The 18954-nt window shown below is 54.7% G+C and carries 17 protein-coding genes, 1 pseudogene and 1 other annotated feature; of the genes and pseudogenes, 13 read left to right on the top strand and 5 right to left on the bottom strand.

Annotated features, from left to right (window positions below):
- Positions 1 to 321: 321 nt before the first annotated feature.
- Both sltY and trpR read left to right on the top strand, forming a co-directional pair.
- Positions 322 to 2241, top strand: a complete 1920-nt coding sequence (sltY, locus tag JHD74_RS00455; protein WP_024527225.1) for a murein transglycosylase — start codon at positions 322 to 324, stop codon at positions 2239 to 2241.
- A gap of 270 nt (positions 2242 to 2511) precedes the next feature.
- Positions 2512 to 2832 (top strand): trp operon repressor, encoded by a 321-nt coding sequence (trpR, locus tag JHD74_RS00450; protein ID WP_029710775.1) that lies wholly within the window; start codon positions 2512 to 2514, stop codon positions 2830 to 2832.
- A gap of 19 nt (positions 2833 to 2851) precedes the next feature.
- Here trpR and yjjX read toward each other — a convergent pair whose 3' ends face one another.
- Positions 2852 to 3397: an inosine/xanthosine triphosphatase gene (gene yjjX / locus JHD74_RS00445; protein WP_024527224.1), complete on the bottom strand. Its 546-nt coding sequence runs from the start codon at positions 3395 to 3397 to the stop codon at positions 2852 to 2854.
- A 127-nt stretch (positions 3398 to 3524) separates the two neighbouring features.
- On the opposite strand from yjjX, the gene gpmB reads away from it, so the two are divergent.
- Positions 3525 to 4172, top strand: coding sequence for a 2,3-diphosphoglycerate-dependent phosphoglycerate mutase GpmB (gene gpmB / locus JHD74_RS00440; protein WP_024527223.1), 648 nt, complete (start codon positions 3525 to 3527; stop codon positions 4170 to 4172).
- Here the strand turns inward: gpmB and robA are convergent.
- Entirely contained in the window at positions 4169 to 5038 is an 870-nt protein-coding gene (robA, locus tag JHD74_RS00435) for an MDR efflux pump AcrAB transcriptional activator RobA (protein WP_024527222.1), read from the bottom strand. The two genes, gpmB and robA, sit on opposite strands and share 4 nt — an antisense overlap.
- A 342-nt stretch (positions 5039 to 5380) precedes the next feature.
- On the opposite strand from robA, the gene creA reads away from it, so the two are divergent.
- Positions 5381 to 5860, top strand: a complete 480-nt coding sequence (creA, locus tag JHD74_RS00430; protein ID WP_021179241.1) for a protein CreA — start codon at positions 5381 to 5383, stop codon at positions 5858 to 5860.
- A gap of 125 nt (positions 5861 to 5985) precedes the next feature.
- Here creA and arcA read toward each other — a convergent pair whose 3' ends face one another.
- On the bottom strand, positions 5986 to 6702 hold the full coding sequence (arcA, locus tag JHD74_RS00425) for a two-component system response regulator ArcA (protein WP_024483588.1): 717 nt from the start codon (positions 6700 to 6702) through the stop codon (positions 5986 to 5988).
- A gap of 108 nt (positions 6703 to 6810) precedes the next feature.
- On the opposite strand from arcA, the pseudogene JHD74_RS27015 reads away from it, so the two are divergent.
- From JHD74_RS27015 to thrC, 6 genes and pseudogenes are all read left to right on the top strand, one after another.
- Positions 6811 to 6948: pseudogene (locus JHD74_RS27015) on the top strand (hypothetical protein); the annotation flags it as partial.
- 389 nt (positions 6949 to 7337) lie between these two features.
- The gene (locus JHD74_RS00420; RefSeq protein ID WP_024527221.1) at positions 7338 to 8024 is read left to right on the top strand and encodes a tRNA/rRNA methyltransferase; all 687 of its coding nucleotides are present in this window, start codon (positions 7338 to 7340) and stop codon (positions 8022 to 8024) included.
- Positions 8025 to 8219: 195 nt separating this feature from the next.
- Complete coding sequence (gene thrL / locus JHD74_RS00415; protein WP_071592991.1) at positions 8220 to 8306, top strand: thr operon leader peptide; 87 nt, start codon at positions 8220 to 8222, stop codon at positions 8304 to 8306.
- Positions 8245 to 8363, top strand: a sequence feature (Thr leader region). It overlaps the preceding gene by 62 nt.
- A gap of 25 nt (positions 8364 to 8388) precedes the next feature.
- A complete protein-coding gene (gene thrA / locus JHD74_RS00410) occupies positions 8389 to 10848 on the top strand; it encodes a bifunctional aspartate kinase/homoserine dehydrogenase I (protein ID WP_199061234.1) in 2460 nt (819 codons plus the stop codon).
- A 1-nt stretch (position 10849) separates the two neighbouring features.
- Positions 10850 to 11779 carry a homoserine kinase gene (gene thrB / locus JHD74_RS00405; protein ID WP_021179245.1) on the top strand — a complete coding sequence of 310 codons (930 nt, stop codon included), beginning with the start codon at positions 10850 to 10852 and terminating at the stop codon, positions 11777 to 11779.
- A gap of 3 nt (positions 11780 to 11782) precedes the next feature.
- Positions 11783 to 13072 (top strand): threonine synthase, encoded by a 1290-nt coding sequence (thrC, locus tag JHD74_RS00400; protein ID WP_199061233.1) that lies wholly within the window; start codon positions 11783 to 11785, stop codon positions 13070 to 13072.
- A 43-nt stretch (positions 13073 to 13115) separates the two neighbouring features.
- On the opposite strand, the gene yaaA is transcribed toward thrC, so the two are convergent.
- Together yaaA and JHD74_RS00390 are read right to left on the bottom strand one after the other, a co-directional pair.
- A complete protein-coding gene (gene yaaA, locus JHD74_RS00395) occupies positions 13116 to 13889 on the bottom strand; it encodes a peroxide stress protein YaaA (protein WP_199061232.1) in 774 nt (257 codons plus the stop codon).
- A gap of 101 nt (positions 13890 to 13990) precedes the next feature.
- A complete protein-coding gene (locus JHD74_RS00390; protein ID WP_199061231.1) occupies positions 13991 to 15424 on the bottom strand; it encodes a sodium:alanine symporter family protein in 1434 nt (477 codons plus the stop codon).
- Positions 15425 to 15803: 379 nt separating this feature from the next.
- On the opposite strand from JHD74_RS00390, the gene tal reads away from it, so the two are divergent.
- The 3 genes from tal to JHD74_RS00375 all read left to right on the top strand — a co-directional run bounded on the left by tal (position 15804) and on the right by JHD74_RS00375 (position 18899).
- Positions 15804 to 16757: a transaldolase gene (gene tal / locus JHD74_RS00385; RefSeq protein ID WP_199061230.1), complete on the top strand. Its 954-nt coding sequence runs from the start codon at positions 15804 to 15806 to the stop codon at positions 16755 to 16757.
- Between the two features lie 133 nt (positions 16758 to 16890).
- On the top strand, positions 16891 to 17478 hold the full coding sequence (gene mog, locus JHD74_RS00380) for a molybdopterin adenylyltransferase (RefSeq protein ID WP_074028460.1): 588 nt from the start codon (positions 16891 to 16893) through the stop codon (positions 17476 to 17478).
- Between the two features lie 128 nt (positions 17479 to 17606).
- The gene (locus tag JHD74_RS00375) at positions 17607 to 18899 is read left to right on the top strand and encodes an MFS transporter (RefSeq protein WP_029710774.1); all 1293 of its coding nucleotides are present in this window, start codon (positions 17607 to 17609) and stop codon (positions 18897 to 18899) included.
- Positions 18900 to 18954 lie beyond the last annotated feature (55 nt).

Here is an 18954-nt window from a genome sequence, read left to right as displayed (position 1 = left end):
ATTTCCCATAATCCCATGATTTTTCAAAACGTCGTCTTGCTGTGCTGCCTGACGCGATAGTCTGACAGCGTGGTTTTCATCTACGCTGATAAACTTGTTATAAAGTAATGAATGGATACACGTTTTTGCTGTCTATGATTAATACCTGATGCCAACCCATGGTGGCGGCACAGTTTTGTTCCCGGCGTGGCTTCCCACGGTGGGGCGTGAGACACTCGCAGAGCAGGATCCACTGGCCCGTTGGCTGCTGACGCGGCGCGGCAGCGGGGTGGATCGGTTCTGGCAAGCTAACCCAGCGAGGAAAGAGTAAGTATGGTCAAGGTGGACAAATGGCGGTTGTGGGCTGTAGGGCTGTGCCTGACGGCATTTTCTGGTGCAACATTGGCAGACTCCCTGGACGGTGAACGCCAGCGTTATCTGCAAATCAAGCAGGCCTGGGACAGTAAACAGATGGACGTGGTGGCGCAGTTGATGCCAACGCTGCAGGATTACCCCCTGTACCCTTATCTGGAATATCGCCAGTTGACGCAGGATCTCAGTACGGCCAGCGCGGCTCAGGTCCAGCAGTTTTTGCGGTTGCATCCTACGTTGCCACCTGCAAAATCGCTTTCTGCCCGTTTCGTGAACGAACTGGCGAGCCGTCAAGACTGGACTACCCTGCTGTCCTTCAGCCCACAAGAGCCTAAACCTGTTGCGGCGCGCTGTAATTTTTATTACGCCAAGTGGGCCACTGGCGATCAGCAGGCGGCCTGGGCCGGTGCCGATGATATCTGGATGAGCGGTAAAACCTTGCCGGGTTCCTGCGATAAGCTGTTCAGCGTCTGGCAGGCTGCCGGTAAGCAAACGCCGTTGAACACGCTGGCGCGGATGAAGCTGGCGCTGAAAGAGGGCAACAGCAGCCTGGTGAATTACCTGTACCGCCAACTGCCCAGCGATTATCAGACCATGGGAGATGCGCTGGTACGGTTGCAAAACGATCCTGCCACGCTGGAAGCCTTTGCCCGTAGCGTTGGCCCGACAGACTTTACCCGTTCGGCTACCACCATCGTATTCGCTCGTCTTGCCCGTCAGGACGTAGAAAATGCTCGAGCCATGATCCCAACGCTGGCCCGCTTGCAGAAAATGAGCGAGAGCGAGAAGTTGGCAATGGAGGAAGAGGTGGCCTGGCGGTTGATGGGCAATGATGCCACTTTTGAGCAGACCCAATGGCGCGATCAGGTGATCCTGCGCAGCCAACAGCCAGCCTTGCTGGAGCGTCGCGTGCGTATGGCGCTGGGCGTTGGCGATCGTCAGGGGCTGAAAACCTGGCTGGCACGCTTGCCTGAAGAATCGCGTAACAAGGATGAATGGCGCTACTGGCGTGGCAGTGTAATGATCGATGAAGGTAAACGCAGCGAAGGTGAAGCGATACTGCGTAGCCTGATGAACGAACGCGGCTTCTACCCGATGGTGGCTGCACAAAAACTGCAGGTGCCTTATCCGGTAATGGTCGCCGTGGCGGCAAAACCGCGCGCCGATCTGGTGAGTGGCCCGGAGATTGCCCGGGTGCGTGAACTGATGTACTGGAATATGGATAACCTGGCGCGCAGTGAGTGGAGCTCATTCGTCGCCAGCCGTAGCCGCCCGGAGCAGGAAGCGCTGGCCCGCTATGCCTTTGAGCAGAAATGGGCCGATCTGAGCGTACAGGCGACCATTGTTGGCAAACTGTGGGATCATCTCGAAGAACGTTTCCCGATGGCTTGGCCGCAGGAGTTCCGCCGTGCTACCGAAGATAAAGGCATTACGCCGAGCTATGCCATGGCGATAGCCCGCCAGGAGAGCGCCTGGAACCCGAAAGCGCAGTCGCCGGTCGGGGCCGCAGGTTTGATGCAGGTCATGCCGCGCACCGCGAAACATACGGTGGATCTGTTCGGCATCCCAGGCTACAGCAGTCCGAGCCAACTTTTTGATCCGCAAACCAATATCACCATTGGCACCAGCTATCTGGAGTCGGTGTATCAGCAATTTGGTCGTAACCGTATTCTTGCGTCTGCGGCCTATAACGCTGGTCCATCACGGGTGAATACCTGGTTAGGCAATACCGATGGCCGGGTGGATGCCGTGGCGTTTGTGGAAAGCATTCCGTTCTCGGAAACCCGTTCTTATGTGAAGAACGTGTTGGCCTATGACGCATTTTATCGTTACTTCATGCATCGACCAGCGAAGGTATTGACGGATGCCGAGTGGCAAAGACGCTACTAATTCTCGATAAGATAGTTACCTAAATAACGGTGTTTAATACCGCACCACGAAAGTCAGAGGCAGGTGGGGGCCATGCAGATTAGCCGACCGTTGAGCGCAAGGATGCGCGATTCGAGCCCTCAGGGATGAGTTTACGGCGTGTCGGCGTTCTGCATGGCCCCCACCTGTCGCACCAATACATGCAGCTATTTAGCTTAACGTCAGCGGCATTTTGACGGCTACCTGGTCTATGCTATGCTGCTGTACTAGTTAAATAGTATGGTGGCTGGCATGACGCAATTATCGCTAAACGACCCCGCTCTTTCAGAACAAGGCAATGAAGATTGGCTGCGCTTTGTCGCACTGCTGCAGAGCTCGTTCGATCAGGATTTACACCAACCGTTGATGCAACTGCTGCTGACGCCGGATGAGCGTACTGCGCTGGGGACACGGGTGCGGATTATTCAGGAACTGATGCGTGGCGAAATGAGCCAGCGCGAGCTGAAGAATGAGCTCGGGGCCGGTATCGCAACCATCACCAGAGGGTCAAACAGCCTGAAGATGGCGACGCCAGCGCTGAAACAGTGGTTGGAACAGCAATTACTGGGGTGAAGCCATCACCCCTGGTGGCTTATTGCTGCGGCGTATTATTGCTGTTGTGGCTGCGGTAAATCGGATTGTGAAACGGCACCAGCGCCAGCAGCAGTGCCTGATGGTAAACGCTGGTGCGGCTCAGCCGACCGTCGGTAAAGATACCGATCGCTCCCCCCTGACGTTTGACTTCGCTATTGCCGGTGATCAAGGCCATTTCATCGCCTAACTCGCGACCAGCTCGAATACCCTGTAAAATTGATTCTGGCAGCATCAGGCTGGCAGAACGCGATTCGCCACGGGTCGTTGGGTTCTCTACCGTCATCCAGGCGAACGTCATATTTTCTTCGATCCCGGCTTCTACTCCGACCCAAAAGTCGGCTTCTGGCCGCACCTGCCGCGCTTCCATCACGCGTTGGCGTGCGCCGGTACGGGTTTCGGTATTGCCAATGGGTTGCAGTGAAACGCCGCTGGCGACGTCAACCGATTCTATGCGGCATTGGTCTGCGCCAAAGGTATCTTCAAAAGCCAGTTGAATAGCCCTGATCTTTGCCGGGTTGGTAGTTGCAGCGATAACATGATACATAACGGCTTTAGCTTCCTTAAAGTGGGGCTGTGTCTTGCCATGATTTTTGATGGCGGCAAGTTATGCGTAGTGCAAGGCACGAGCCACAGATAAACTCAAGTTTCACGCAGTATAACGGAAAAGCATAATGTTACAGGTATACCTCGTTCGCCACGGCGAAACGGAATGGAACGCAGCACGCCGCATTCAGGGCCAATCCGACAGCCCATTAACCGCCACTGGCGTTCACCAGGCTCATCTGGTTGGCAAACGCGTTAGCCGTGAGGGCGTGACGCACGTGATTTCCAGCGATCTGGGCCGCACCCGTCAGACCGCGCAAATCATTGCGGACGCTTGCGGTTGCGACGTTATGGTAGATGCCCGGCTGCGTGAACTGCATATGGGCGTTCTGGAAGAACGTTTGATCGACAGCCTGACACCGCAGGAAGAGCTGTGGCGTAAACAGATGGTCGATGGTACTGCTGACGGCCGTATCCCTCAAGGTGAATCTATGACAGAGTTGGCCACGCGGATGCATGCGGCGCTGACAGCGTGCCTGGAACTGCCGCAAGGCAGCAAGCCGTTGATTGTCAGCCACGGCATCGCGCTGGGGTGCCTGATCGGGACAGTTTTAGGGCTACCGGCCTATGCCGAGCGCCGTCTGCGTTTGCGCAACTGCTCGTTGTCACGCGTCGACTATCAGCAAAGCCCTTGGTTGGCTCCAGGCTGGATTGTGGAAAGTGCGGGCGATATCTCGCATCTGGACATGCCCGCGTTGGATGAGCTACAGCGCTAACGGCGGATCGGGATCAGATAGTCGCAACGGATCTCGCTGGGTGGCTGAGGCGGACGCCGGTCACCTTGCGGATAGAAGCGCTCAATATCGTGCCCTTTGCGACGGGTCAGTTCCAATGCTGGCAGGCAAGTGCCGTACAGTATCAGGATAAAGTCCTGCAGGCCGGATGCTGGCCCCTGATAGCTGAACATGGCATATTCACCACCCTGCAGCGTGATCGGCTGGCCTTCCTGCACCTTGGTCGGAACGTGTTGCGCCTCCAGGGCAGTGGTATACAGCACTTCCTGCTCGTCGTCTTTTTCCTGGCTTGGCCGCGAGTGGTGCAGGCCGTAAAGCACCGGTGGCAGGGTTTCTATCTGCCCCAGGTACTGTTGCCAGAATTGGGTACGCAGCTCGGAGCGGAAGTTGGAGATTTGCTCTAACGTACAGGAGTAGCTCTGCGTCAGGCCGATCAGGTCCAGCTCTGGTAGTGTGACAAACTCTGGATGTGGCAGCGTAAAGGCGCCCAGACGTATTGGCGGGCACATGCCGAAGGCGTTCCAGTCTTCAGAACGGCGATACAGCGCCGGGGTTTGCGCAAACTGTTTTTTGAATGCGCGAGTGAAGGTCTGCTGTGAGTCGAAACGATACTGCAAAGCAATATCCAGAATAGGCCGACTGGTGAGGCGTAATGCGACGGCGGCTTTGGACAACCTTCTTGCCCGAATATAGGCGCCGATGGCGTTCCCAGTGATATCCTTAAACATCCGTTGCAGATGCCATTTAGAGTAACCCGCTTTTGCCGCCACGTTATCCAGTGACAAAGGTTGGTCCAAATGGCTTTCCAGCCAGCTAAGCAGATCACGAATGATACCGGCTTGATCCATAGATCTTCCTCGTAGAGCTTCAGGTTCGGAACCCGAACTGTTTGATTTGTCATGCTGATACCTGATGCTCACTGACTTATTGATCAATCAGTTGCATTACATACGGCGCTTTTGCGATATGCGTTGCGGGAAGCGGGGGAAAACTGGTGTTAACAGGCATTAAGCGATGACGATGCCGCATAATAGCAACTTTTTTCCTCCACGACTCCCAAAGATTTTTTTCGCTCTCTGTGCTAAAAAGAGCTGCCTGGGCCGAGGAAAACCCATTTCTATGACCTGAAGCATCGGCGTTCTTATTAGCAGCCCTGTGATTTAACACGCTGTTCTATTGGAGTTAAGTGAATGAAAAAAGGATGGATATTTTTGTTCGGTCTGGTTTGCGCAACGGTTAATAGCGCGCAGGCGGAACAGGTAGGATCGGTCGATACGGTGTTCAAACTGTTTGGTCCAGATCATAAAATTGTGGTTGAAGCGTTCGACGATCCTGATGTTAAAAATGTAACTTGTTATATCAGCCGGGCTAAAACCGGTGGGATAAAGGGGGGGTTAGGGCTGGCAGAGGATACCTCGGATGCGGCCATTTCTTGCCAGCAGGTTGGCCCGATTGAGCTGAGCGACAAGATTAAGAAGGGCAAGGCTGAAGGAACCGTGGTGTTCCAGAAGCGCACCTCTTTGGTGTTCAAAAAGCTGCAGGTAGTACGTTTTTATGATGCCAATCGCAATGCGCTGATCTACCTGAGCTATTCCGATCGGGTGGTAGATGGTTCACCGAAAAATGCCCTGAGCGCGGTGCCAATCATCCCTTGGGGTGAAGCCAAGTAATCCAGACGGGCGCAGTATACAGCGCCCCCTACGTTGTGAGCCCATTCAGATGGCATCGCGTCTGGTCTCAATAAAAAAGGGTTCAGCAAGCTGAACCCTTTTTAACCTGTGACGTTAAGACAGGCTTATTCTTCCAGATCGCCGCAGAAGCGGTAACCTTCACCATGAATGGTGGCAATGATTTCCGGCGTGTCCGGCGTGGATTCGAAGTGCTTACGAATACGACGGATGGTCACGTCTACGGTACGGTCATGCGGCTTCAACTCACGGCCAGTCATTTTCTTCAGCAACTCACCACGGGACTGGATCTTGCCCGGGTTTTCACAGAAGTGCAGCATGGCGCGGAATTCGCTGCGTGGCAGTTTGTACTGCTCGCCAGCAGGGCCGATCAGAGAGCGGCTGTTGATGTCCAGCTCCCAACCGTTGAACTTGTAGCTCTCAACCAGCTTGCGCTCTTCGCCGACGCTACCCAGATTCATGGTGCGTGACAGCAGGTTGCGCGCACGAATGGTCAGTTCGCGTGGGTTGAACGGTTTGGTGATATAGTCATCGGCGCCGATTTCCAGGCCGAGAATTTTATCGACTTCATTATCACGACCGGTCAGGAACATCAGCGCGACGCTGGCCTGTTCGCGTAGTTCACGCGCCAGCAGCAGGCCGTTCTTGCCTGGCAGGTTGATATCCATGATAACCAGGTTGATATCATTTTCGGACAGGATGTTGTGCATTTCTGCACCGTCATTGGCTTCATGAACAATGTAGCCTTCCGCCTCGAAAATGCTCTTCAGGGTGTTACGAGTGACTAACTCGTCTTCGACAATCAGAATGTGCGGGGTCTGCATATTTGCTACCTAAAATTGCCAACAAAATAGAAAATAGGAAGTACAGCAGTCTTGGTGTTCTTCCATGGAGGGCAGAGATACCGCTCACGTTCCCTCAATTACCAAACGACTACAGTACGTAAACTCGTTCTTGATGCGCTTTCCATCAATGTCAACAAGATCGCTAGCTGGGTGGGGGGGCTATTTTTTACCACCCCGAATGATGCCAAAACGGCGCATATCCTAACCCTATTAACAGCAATATAACAGTGTGTGCCGAATTCATCACCTAACAAAACTACGCTTTGTTGACATATATCAAATTCAATTGTAGCACGTTAACAGTTTTGTGAAAAACACTTACAGAACTGCCAAGTTAAGTCACAGATCGTCAAATTCTGTGAACGATTCAGCTTTGTTGGGGCCGATGCGTTACAATTGAAAGCTAACTGTCTGGGGTGAAAATACAGTGCTTTGTTTTTAATGAAAATTAAAACTTAACCTGTAGTTATGAATGTTTCGTCTGCTTTATAGGATGAAGTGCCTGTTTAATAATATTATAGCAAGCGGTCATTTACGATGTTAATCGTTTGTAAATATAATCAGACAAATCCCAACAGTCAAAGAACTATTCTCTTTATTTTTCTGGAGTCTTGATGCAGCTTCATATCGTGTTAGTCGCGCCCGCTCGGGCGGAAAATGTTGGCGCAGCGGCGCGGGCGATGAAAACCATGGGCTTCACCTCGTTGCGCATCGTCGACAGCGAGGCCCATCTTCAGCCCGCTGCCCGCTGGGTCGCCCACGGTGCTGGCGATATTCTGGATGCGGTGCAGACGTTTTCTACCCTGCAAGAGGCATTGGCAGACGTGGACTTTACCGTTGCGACCACCGCTCGCAGCCGCGCACGCTTCCATTATTACTGTACCCCTCAGCAACTGACGGAGCAGTTGGCGGAACGCCAGCAATGGGTGCATCAGGCTGCACTGGTGTTTGGCCGTGAAGACTCGGGCCTGACCAATGAAGAGCTGGCGTTGGCCGATCTGCTGACCGGCGTCCCAATGGTGGCCGATTATCCTTCGTTGAACCTCGGCCAGGCGGTGATGGTGTATTGCTATCAACTGGCGCAGTTAATGTCAGTCAGCGCGCAGCAGGAACCCCTGGCCGATGCCGGGCAGCTCAATGCGTTGCGGCAACGGGCAGATCGCCTGTTACAGGCGCTGGACGTGGCAGATGACCAAAAATTGCGCGATTGGTTACACCAGCGGCTCGGGGTATTGCAGCAGCGCGACACTGTCATGCTGCACCGGTTGCTGCATGATATTGAAAAAAAACTGACGAAGTGATGTAGGCGTTTTCTGTTGCTTGTCTGGTGTTATTCACTATTTAATCGGCTTTGTTGTGATTTTTTGTTCTGCAATTCCGTTTTTTTATCGGCTTCATCGCGCAGATCCCACTATGGCCAGTAAATAGGCAAAACAAAGAAATAATTTGACTTGGCCAGGCGATTGCTTTAACCAATAGAGGGGACAGAGATTCTAATGAGACAGACAGACAAAATGCGAAACATCAGCCTGAATACGACAATTATTACCACCACCGATACCACAGGTAACGGGGCGGGCTGACGCGTACAGGAAACAGAAGAAAAAAGCCCGCACCTAACCAGTGCGGGCTTTTTTTTCGGCATAAATTCAGGAGATAACAGAAATGCGAGTGCTTAAATTTGGTGGAACCTCGGTAGCGAATGCGGAACGTTTTCTGCGCGTTGCCGATATCGTGGAGAACAATGCACGCCAGGGACAGGTAGCCACGGTATTGTCCGCACCGGCCAAAATCACCAATCACCTGGTGGCGATGATTGAAAAAACGGTAGCCGGCCAGGATATTCTGCCAACCATGAGCGACGCCGAGCGCATCTTTGCCGACCTGCTCAGCGGTTTGGCCAAGGCGCTGCCTGGCTTTGAGTACGATCGCCTCAAGGCACTGGTCGAGCAGGAGTTCGCGCAGCTCAAACAGGTACTGCATGGCGTGGCGTTGTTGGGGCAGTGCCCGGATAGCGTCAATGCGGCCATCATCTGCCGGGGTGAAAAACTCTCTATTGCCATCATGGAAGGCGTCTTCAAAGCCAAGGGCTACCCGGTGACGGTGATTAACCCGGTAGAGAAGCTGCTGGCTCAGGGCCACTATCTGGAGTCGACCGTTGATATTGCCGAGTCCACTCTCCGTATCGCTGCAGCGGCCATTCCTTCTGACCATATCGTCCTGATGGCGGGCTTTACTGCCGGTAACGACAAAGGCGAACTGGTCGTGCTGGGGCGCAACGGCTCCGATTATTCCGCCGCCGTGCTGGCCGCTTGCCTGCGTGCCGACTGTTGCGAGATCTGGACCGATGTGGACGGGGTTTATACCTGCGATCCGCGTACCGTGCCGGATGCCCGATTATTGAAGTCGATGTCCTACCGCGAGGCGATGGAGCTCTCCTACTTCGGCGCCAAAGTTCTCCACCCGCGTACCATCACCCCGATTGCCCAGTTCCAAATCCCTTGCCTGATTAAAAACACCGCCAACCCACAAGCTCCCGGCACCCTGATCGGTGGCGAAAGCGTGGCTGATGATACGCCGGTAAAGGGCATCACCAATCTGAACAATATGGCGATGATCAACGTGTCCGGCCCTGGTATGAAAGGCATGGTCGGCATGGCGGCACGTGTGTTTGCCGTGATGTCACGCGCCGGGATCTCGGTGGTGTTGATCACCCAGTCCTCTTCCGAATACAGCATCAGCTTCTGTGTGCCCCAGAGCGAGCTGCAACGCGCTCGTCGTGCCCTGGAGGACGAATTCTACCTGGAGCTGAAAGACGGCGTGCTGGAGCCGCTGGATGTGATGGAGCGCCTGGCAATCATCTCGGTCGTCGGCGACGGTATGCGCACCTTGCGTGGCATCTCTGCGCGCTTCTTCTCTGCTTTGGCTCGCGCCAACATCAATATCGTGGCGATCGCTCAAGGCTCTTCCGAGCGTTCAATCTCCGTGGTGGTTGATAATGATTCCGCCACCACCGGTGTGCGCGTCAGCCATCAGATGCTGTTCAACACCGATCAGGTGATCGAAGTGTTTGTAATTGGCGTGGGCGGCGTTGGTGGGGCACTGATCGAGCAGGTTTATCGCCAGCAGCCTTGGCTGAAGCAAAAGCACATCGATCTGCGCATCTGTGGCATTGCCAACTCACGGGCGATGTTGACCAACGTACACGGTATCTCGCTGGAAAGCTGGCGGGACGAACTGGCCGAAGCCAAAGAGCCTTTCAATCTGGGCCGCCTGATCCGCCTGGTGAAAGAGTGCCACCTGCTCAATCCGGTGATTGTCGACTGTACCTCCAGCCAGGCAGTGGCCGATCAGTATGCCGATTTCCTGGCCGATGGTTTCCACGTGGTAACGCCAAACAAGAAGGCCAACACCTCGTCGATGAATTATTACCAGCAACTGCGCACCGCCGCAGCCGGTTCTCGCCGCAAGTTCCTGTATGACACCAACGTGGGTGCGGGCCTGCCGGTGATTGAAAACCTGCAGAACCTGCTCAATGCGGGCGATGAGTTGGTGCGTTTCACCGGTATTTTGTCGGGATCACTGTCCTTTATCTTCGGTAAACTGGATGAGGGGATGTCGCTGTCAGAGGCCACCTTGCAGGCCAAGGCCCTCGGTTACACCGAGCCAGATCCGCGTGATGACCTCTCGGGGATGGATGTCGCTCGCAAGCTGCTGATCCTGGCGCGTGAAGCAGGCTATACGCTCGAACTGAGCGATATTGAAGTCGAATCGGTGTTACCTCCGTCGTTTGATGCCAGCGGTGATGTGGAGAACTTTATTGCCCGCCTGCCGGAATTGGATGCCGAATTTAACCGCCGTGTGGCTGCTGCTGCCGCGGAAGGTAAGGTGCTGCGTTATGTGGGTGCCATCGAAGAAGGCCGCTGCCTGGTACGTATTGATGCGGTAGACGGCAACGATCCGTTGTATAAAGTGAAGAACGGTGAGAACGCCCTGGCCTTCTACAGCCGTTACTATCAGCCATTACCGCTGGTGCTGCGCGGTTATGGTGCCGGTAATGATGTGACGGCGGCCGGGGTATTTGCCGATCTGTTGCGCACACTGTCATGGAAGTTGGGAGTCTAATATGGTTAAGGTGTATGCACCGGCCTCAATTGGTAACGTCAGCGTCGGGTTCGATGTGCTGGGAGCTGCGGTTTCCCCTATCGACGGCACGCTGCTGGGGGATTGCGTCAGTGTAGAAGCGGCCAGCCGCTTCAGCCTGGAAAATGGCGGGCGTTTTGTCAGCAAGCTGCCGAGCGATCCTAAAGAGAACATTGTTTACCAGTGCTGGGAGCGTTTCTGCCAGGCGATTGGCCGTGAAGTACCGGTAGCGATGCGGCTGGAGAAGAACATGCCGATCGGTTCCGGGCTGGGCTCCAGCGCTTGCTCGGTGGTGGCTGGTCTGATGGCGATGAACGAATTTTGCGATCGCCCGCTCAACGAGACACAACTGCTGGCCCTGATGGGCGAACTGGAAGGGCGTATTTCCGGCAGCGTGCATTACGATAACGTTGCGCCGTGCTATCTGGGCGGCTTGCAGTTGATGCTGGAAGAAGAAGGGATCATCAGCCAGGAAGTGCCTGGCTTTAAAGACTGGCTGTGGGTGATGGCCTATCCGGGCATCAAGGTATCCACCGCAGAGGCGCGTGCCATTCTGCCCGCGCAATACCGCCGCCAGGACTGTATCAGCCATGGCCGTTATCTGGCGGGCTTTATTCACGCTTGTCACACTCAGCAACCGCGTCTGGCGGCCAAGCTGATGCAGGACGTGATTGCCGAGCCTTATCGCACCCGCCTGTTGCCAGGCTTTGCTGAAGCGCGTAAAGCCTCACAGGATATCGGTGCCTTGGCCTGCGGCATTTCCGGCTCCGGCCCGACGTTGTTTGCGGTCTGTGATGACGGCGCAACGGCGCAACGCATGGCCGATTGGCTGACCAACCATTACCTGCAAAACGACGAAGGTTTTGTTCATATTTGCCGCCTGGATACCGCTGGCGCTCGACTATTGGGATAACGCATGAAACTGTACAATCTGAAAGATCATAACGAACAGGTCAGCTTCGCGCAGGCTATCAAACAGGGCCTGGGTAAGCAGCAAGGGCTGTTTTTCCCGCTGGAACTGCCAGAATTCGAACTGACCGAGATTGATAAGCTGCTGGAGATGGACTTTGTCACTCGCAGCAGCAAGATCCTGTCCGCTTTTATTGGCGACGAGATCGGCGAAGAGGCGCTGTACAAGCGGGTGAAGGCCGCGTTTGAGTTCCCGGCCCCGGTGGCACAGGTGGAGAGCGATGTCGCCTGCCTGGAGCTGTTCCACGGCCCGACGCTGGCGTTCAAAGACTTCGGCGGCCGCTTTATGGCGCAGATGCTGGCGGAAGTCGCGGGCGATCAGCCAGTGACCATCTTGACTGCAACCTCCGGTGACACCGGCGCAGCCGTTGCTCATGCCTTCTACGGCCTGAAAAACGTGCGCGTGGTGATCCTCTATCCACAGGGCAAGATCAGTTCGCTTCAGGAAAAGCTGTTCTGCACGTTGGGTGGCAACATCCACACCATCGCTATCGATGGCGACTTTGACGCCTGCCAGGCGTTGGTGAAGCAGGCGTTTGACGATCAGGAACTGAAAGAGGCCGTTCACCTGAACTCGGCCAACTCGATCAATATCAGCCGCCTGCTGGCGCAAATCTGCTACTACTTTGAAGCCGTGGCGCAACTGCCGCAGGAAGCCCGCAATCAGTTGGTGATTTCCGTGCCAAGCGGCAACTTTGGCGACTTGACCGCCGGGCTGCTGGCGAAATCCCTGGGGCTGCCGGTGAAACGCTTTATCGCCGCCACCAATGCTAACGACACCGTGCCACGCTTCCTGACCACCGGTGATTGGCAGCCAAACGCCACCGTGGCGACGTTATCCAATGCGATGGACGTCAGCCAGCCTAACAACTGGCCGCGTGTGGAAGAGCTGTTCCGCCGTAAAATCTGGCAGTTGAAGGAGTTGGCCCATGGCGCGGTGAGCGATGAAACCACCAAGGAAACCATGAAGGAGTTGGCTGCCTTGGGCTACCTTTCAGAGCCTCATGCGGCGATCGCCTACCGCGTTCTGCGCGATCAACTGCAGGCAGGGGAGTTTGGTCTGTTCCTGGGCACGGCACATCCGGCCAAGTTCAAGGAAAGCGTTGAAGAGATCCTCGGCCAGGAGTTACCGTTACCACAGGCCTTGGCGGTGCGCGCACAGTTGCCGCTGTTGTCGCATAATATGGCGGCGGATTTTGCCGCATTGCGCCAATTCATGATGACGTTGCCAGTCTGATAAAACCCGTTCCCTCTCCTTGTTGAGAGAGGGAACGGATTTCTCACTGCTCCGGGCGTTTGAACACCAGCTCATTACCTGCCGAAGCCGCCTCATCGAAGGCATACCCTTCCAGATTGAAATCAACCAGCTGTTCTCTGTGCTCCAAGCGATTCTTGATGATAAAGCGGCTCATCAGCCCGCGCGCTTTCTTGGCGTAGAAGCTGATGACTTTGTACTTGCCGTTTTTCTCGTCCAGGAATACCGGCTTGATCAGCGTACCGCGCAGCTTGGCCGGTTTTACCGATTTGAAGTATTCATCCGAAGCCAGGTTCACCACCACATCATCGCCTTGCTGCTCCAGGGCCTGATTCAGCTTTTCGGTGATCCGCTCGCCCCAGAAGCTGTATAGATCTTTGCCCTGCGGGTTCTCCAGCCTGATCCCCATCTCCAGCCGGTAAGGCATCATCAGGTCCAGCGGGCGCAGCACCCCGTACAGGCCAGAGAGCATCCGCAGATGCTGCTGTGCGAAGTCGAAATCCTCTTCGCTGAAGTCTTGCGCCTGTAAGCCGGTATAAACGTCGCCTTTAAACGCCAACAGCGCCTGACGAGCATTGTCCGGGGTGAAATCAGGCTGCCATTCGCCAAAGCGTGCGGCATTCAGGCCCGCGAGCTTATCGCTGATGCTCATCAGGCCGGAAATTTGTGCCGGGGTCAACTTACGGCAGATTTTGATCAGCTTTTGCGATTGATCCAACAATTCGGGCTGAGTAAAGCGTTCGGTGGCTAACGGACTTGCATAATCGAGGGTTTTGGCAGGTGAAATAATAATGAGCATGGTCACATCCTGTTTATCAACATGTGGCTACTGTAGCAAAAAGCGCGCAAGACCAGGAGGTATGGCTGTGATAGGGCGCACTTTACGCACGCCCTGGAGGATTAACTCTGCCTGCTCGGCTTCCAGATCCCCGATTCGAGTTGGGATCCCAGCTCCGGGTAGTGGTTGATGTCAAAGGTGGGCAGCTTGCCAAGTGAACGCTGGTAGTTGTAATCCTTGGCCAATTTGAAGGCCACGTCGGACAGTAACAAGATAGCGGTCAGATTGGTGATCGCCATCAGCGCCATCGAGATGTCCGCCATTTTCCACACCGTGGATAATTCTGCCATAGAGCCAAACATCACCATCCCCAAGGCAAAGCAGCGGAAAATCGTCAGCTTTGTCGGATGGTGGTGCTTGAGGAAGATCAGGTTGTTCTCGGCATAGGCATAATTGGCAATGATAGAGGTAAAGGCAAACAGGAAAACGGCGATCGCGACAAAGGGCGCGCCCCAGGAACCGACGGCGCTGGCCATGGCCCGCTGGGTCAGATCGATGCCGCTGATGTCGGACGGGGGACTATCCAGTGCACCAGAGGCCAAGATTATCGCCGCCGTTGCGCTGCAAATGACGATGGTATCAACAAATGCGCCAAGCATCTGCACATAGCCCTGCGAGGCAGGGTGTGGCGGATAAGGGGTAGCGGAAGCGGCCACGTTGGGGGCCGATCCCATCCCGCCTTCGTTAGAAAACAGCCCGCGTTGTATACCCTGAGTCATGGCCTGGGAGATCCCGTAGCCCAGGGTACCGGCAGCGACTTCCTGCACGCCAAAAGCGCTTTTGAAGATCAACGCCAGGATGGCTGGCATATGCTCAATATTCAGACCGATGATCCACAGCGCCAGCAGGAGGTAAGCCAAGGCCATAAACGGTACGATTTTTTCTGCGACGCGGGCGATGGCGCGGATACCGCCAAAGATCACCATGGCGCTCAGTACCACCAACACTATGCCGACGTACATGGGGTCGATGTTAAAGGCCACGGAACTGGCCAGGGCGATGGAGTTGGCCTGTACCGCATTGAACACCAGGCCGAATGCGATCAGCAGGAAAATGGAGAACATCACGCCCATCCAGCGCATACCCAAGCCTTTTTCCATATAGTAGGCCGGGCCGCCACGGTAGTGGCCGTTATCGTCTTTGGTTTTGTAGAGCTGTGCCAGGGTACTCTCAATGAAAGAGGTCGCCATGCCGATAAACGCGATCGCCCACATCCAGAAGATGGCGCCGGGGCCGCCAGCCGTAAGCGCTATCGCCACGCCGGTAAGGTTGTTGGTGCCGACACGAGCGGCTAATGAAGTGCATAGTGCCTGGAAGGATGAAATACCCGCACCGTCGCTTTTGGTGCTGTTCTTCAGCACGGAAAACATATGGTTGAAGTGACGAATTTGAATAAAGCGGGTACGTAAGGTGAAGTAGATGCCGGCACCCAACAGCAAATAGATCAGTACTGAACTCCACAGGATGTTATTGATAAAGTTAATCAGATCCGTCACATGTTTCTCCTTGTTAAGATTACTGCACCTCTGGTTCTTCGACCTTGGTTCGGAAAACTTGAGTCAGTTCTCTACAAGAACTTGGCTAAAATCATCCCATTGACGGGAATTACAGCCTTCTATCTGGATTGTTGCGGTGAATAAAAAGTTGGCGGGAATTTAACATAATTTTCAGGGGGGACAGCGCGATAATGCCGTGGCATTGCTTCGGTAATTGCGAATTATCGGTGCGTAACCGGTTGCTCGCACAAGGATAAAACAACCGCCGCCAGCGCGTGATTTTCCTGCCTTGCGCCGGGCTACGTGCATGTTATTATCAGGACAAGGCATGGTTGAACGATGCCAAAAGTTCATGCACAAACGATGAGATAATGCCAACATGACCGATAAATTAACGTCCCTACGCCAGCTGACTACGGTAGTTGCGGATACGGGTGATATCGCTGCAATGAAGCTATATCAACCGCAAGATGCCACCACCAACCCTTCGCTGATCCTCAATGCAGCGCAAATTCCTGAATACCGCAAACTGATTGATGAAGCCATTGCCTGGGCGCGCGAGCAGAGCAACGATCGCGATCAGCAGGTTGCCGATGCCGCAGACAAGCTGGCCGTCAACATTGGTCTGGAGATCCTGAAACTGGTCCCGGGCCGCATTTCCACCGAAGTAGACGCGCGTCTGTCTTATGATACCGAAGCCAGCGTTGCCAAAGCCAAGCGCCTGATCAAACTGTATAACGAAGCGGGCATCAGCAACGATCGCATCCTGATCAAACTGGCCTCCACCTGGCAGGGCATCCGTGCGGCCGAGCGCCTGGAAAAAGAAGGCATCAACTGTAACCTGACGCTGCTGTTCTCCTTCGCTCAGGCACGTGCCTGCGCCGAAGCTGGCGTGTACCTGATCTCGCCGTTCGTTGGCCGTATCCTTGACTGGTACAAAGCCAATGGCGACAAGAAAGAGTTTGCTCCGCACGAAGATCCGGGCGTGGTTTCAGTGTCTGAAATTTATCAGTATTACAAGCAGCACGGCTATGAAACGGTGGTGATGGGCGCCAGCTTCCGTAACGTCGGTGAAATCATCGAACTGGCGGGCTGCGATCGTCTGACCATCGCCCCTGCACTGCTGAAAGAGCTGGCGGAGAGCGAAGGCGCACTGGAGCGTAAACTGTCTTATACCGGCGAAGTGAAAGCGCGTCCGGCACCGCTGACCGAGCCTGAGTTCTACTGGCAGCACAACCAGGATCCAATGGCGGTTGAGAAACTGACCGACGGTATCCGCAAGTTTGCCGTAGACCAGGGCAAGCTCGAAAAAATGATCGCCGACTTGCTGTAATTACGAAAAGTCGTGCAGAAGGTGGCCTCGGCCACCTTTTTTTATACCTGAATATCCACCTCATCGGGCAAACCCCCTATACTCCCGTCATTCATCTCCCTTCGGTAATCGGGGCATAAGACAGAGGTAAAACATGGATACATTACGCATTGGTTTGGTTTCTATTTCGGACCGCGCTTCAGGGGGCGTTTATCAGGATAAAGGGATCCCGGCGCTGGAAGAGTGGCTGGGCAGCGCTTTGGCAACGCCGTTCACCCTGGAAACCCGACTGATCCCTGACGAGCAGACGCTGATTGAGCATACGTTGTGTGAGCTGGTTGATGAAATGGGCTGCCATCTGGTGTTGACTACCGGCGGCACCGGTCCGTCCCGGCGTGACGTCACTCCTGACGCTACGCTGGCGATTGCCGATCGGGTAATGCCGGGTTTTGGCGAGCAAATGCGCCAAATCAGCCTACACTATGTGCCAACGGCAATTCTTTCACGCCAGGTTGGCGCGATCCGTAAACAGGCGTTGATCATCAATCTGCCGGGGCAACCCAAATCGATTAAAGAAACGCTGGAAGGGGTGAAGGACGCGGCAGGCAAGGTGGTAGTGCACGGTATTTTTGCCAGCGTGCCTTATTGCATCCAACTGCTCGAAGGCCCTTATGTAGAGACCCACGAGGCTGTGGTAGCAGCATTTCGTCCCAAGAATGCGCGGCGCGAGATAAATCTCTAAATTTCAGCAATCTGCGGGATAACCTTCAGCGCATCTGGTGTGAAAGTATTTTGCCGTTATAGTAAGAAACTTTTTACAGTCAGCCGTTATGCTTTCTGTGTCTTTCCTGTTTCCTCTAACGGTATCTTATGCATCACGATAATAATCGCCGGCTCAACCGGCAAGATTATAAGACTCTGACGTTGGCTGCTCTGGGCGGTGCGTTGGAGTTTTATGACTTCATCATTTTTGTTTTCTTTGCTGCGGTAATGGGCGATCTGTTCTTCCCGGCGGATATGCCAGAGTGGCTGCGCCAGGTGCAGACCTTCGGTATCTTTGCGGCGGGCTATCTGGCTCGGCCACTGGGCGGCATTATCATGGCGCACTTCGGCGATCTGGTGGGCCGTAAAAAGATGTTCAGCCTGAGCATTCTGCTGATGGCGTTACCGACGTTGGCGATGGGGATGCTGCCCACCTATGCCAATATCGGCATCGCCGCACCGTTGCTGCTGCTGTTGATGCGGGTTCTGCAAGGCGCGGCGATCGGTGGTGAAGTCCCTGGTGCCTGGGTGTTTGTGGCGGAGCATGTGCCGCGTAAACGCATTGGTTTCGCCTGTGGCACGCTCACTGCTGGCCTGACGGCCGGTATCCTGCTCGGCTCGCTGGTGGCCACCATTATCAATACCACGCTCAGCCAACAGGCTATTCATGACGGAGGCTGGCGTATCCCGTTCTTCCTGGGTGGCATCTTCGGCCTGTTTGCCATGTATCTGCGCCGCTGGTTGCAGGAAACGCCAATCTTTATCGAGATGCAGACGCGCAAAGCGCTGGCAGAAGAGCTACCGCTGAAATCGGTGGTGATGAATCACCGTAAAGAGATCGCGGTCTCGATGTTGCTGACCTGGCTGTTGTCGGCAGGCATTGTGGTGGTGATCCTGATGACGCCCACCTACCTACAAAAACAGTTTGGCATAGCCCCGGCGCTGTCACTACAGGCCAACAGCATCGCGATCATCATGCTGTTTGCTGGCTGTATCGTCTCTGGTTCTGCGGCGGACCGCTTTGGTGCCAGCAAAACCTTTATCGTCGGCAGTTTGCTGTTGGCGGGGTGCAGTTGGCTGTTCTATCAGTCGGTGGCAACACATCCGGAAATGCTGTTTGCCACCTACGCGCTGGTTGGCTTCAGCGTGGGGATCGTCGGCGCGGTGCCTTACGTGCTGGTGCGGGCTTTCCCGGCGGAAGTGCGATTTAGCGGGATTTCGTTCTCCTACAACGTGGCATACGCGATTTTTGGTGGTTTAACTCCGGTATTTGTCACGCTGATCATGAAGTTAACCCCGTTAGCGCCCGCTTACTATATGCTGGCATTGTCGACGCTCGGCCTGCTGCTGGGGATCTACCTGCGTCGCGACCTGAACAGTGAAAAGCCGCTCTTGAGCTAAGCGATTTTAGCCCAATAAAAAACCCTGCGATTGAACACCGCAGGGTTTTTTCATA

The organism is Serratia sp. ASV30 (assembly GCF_016428815.1).
In the GTDB taxonomy this organism is placed as follows: domain Bacteria; phylum Pseudomonadota; class Gammaproteobacteria; order Enterobacterales; family Enterobacteriaceae; genus Chania; species Chania fonticola_C.
Note: the sequence above shows the minus strand (reverse complement) of the source record. Positions and strands in the feature narration are given on the sequence as shown.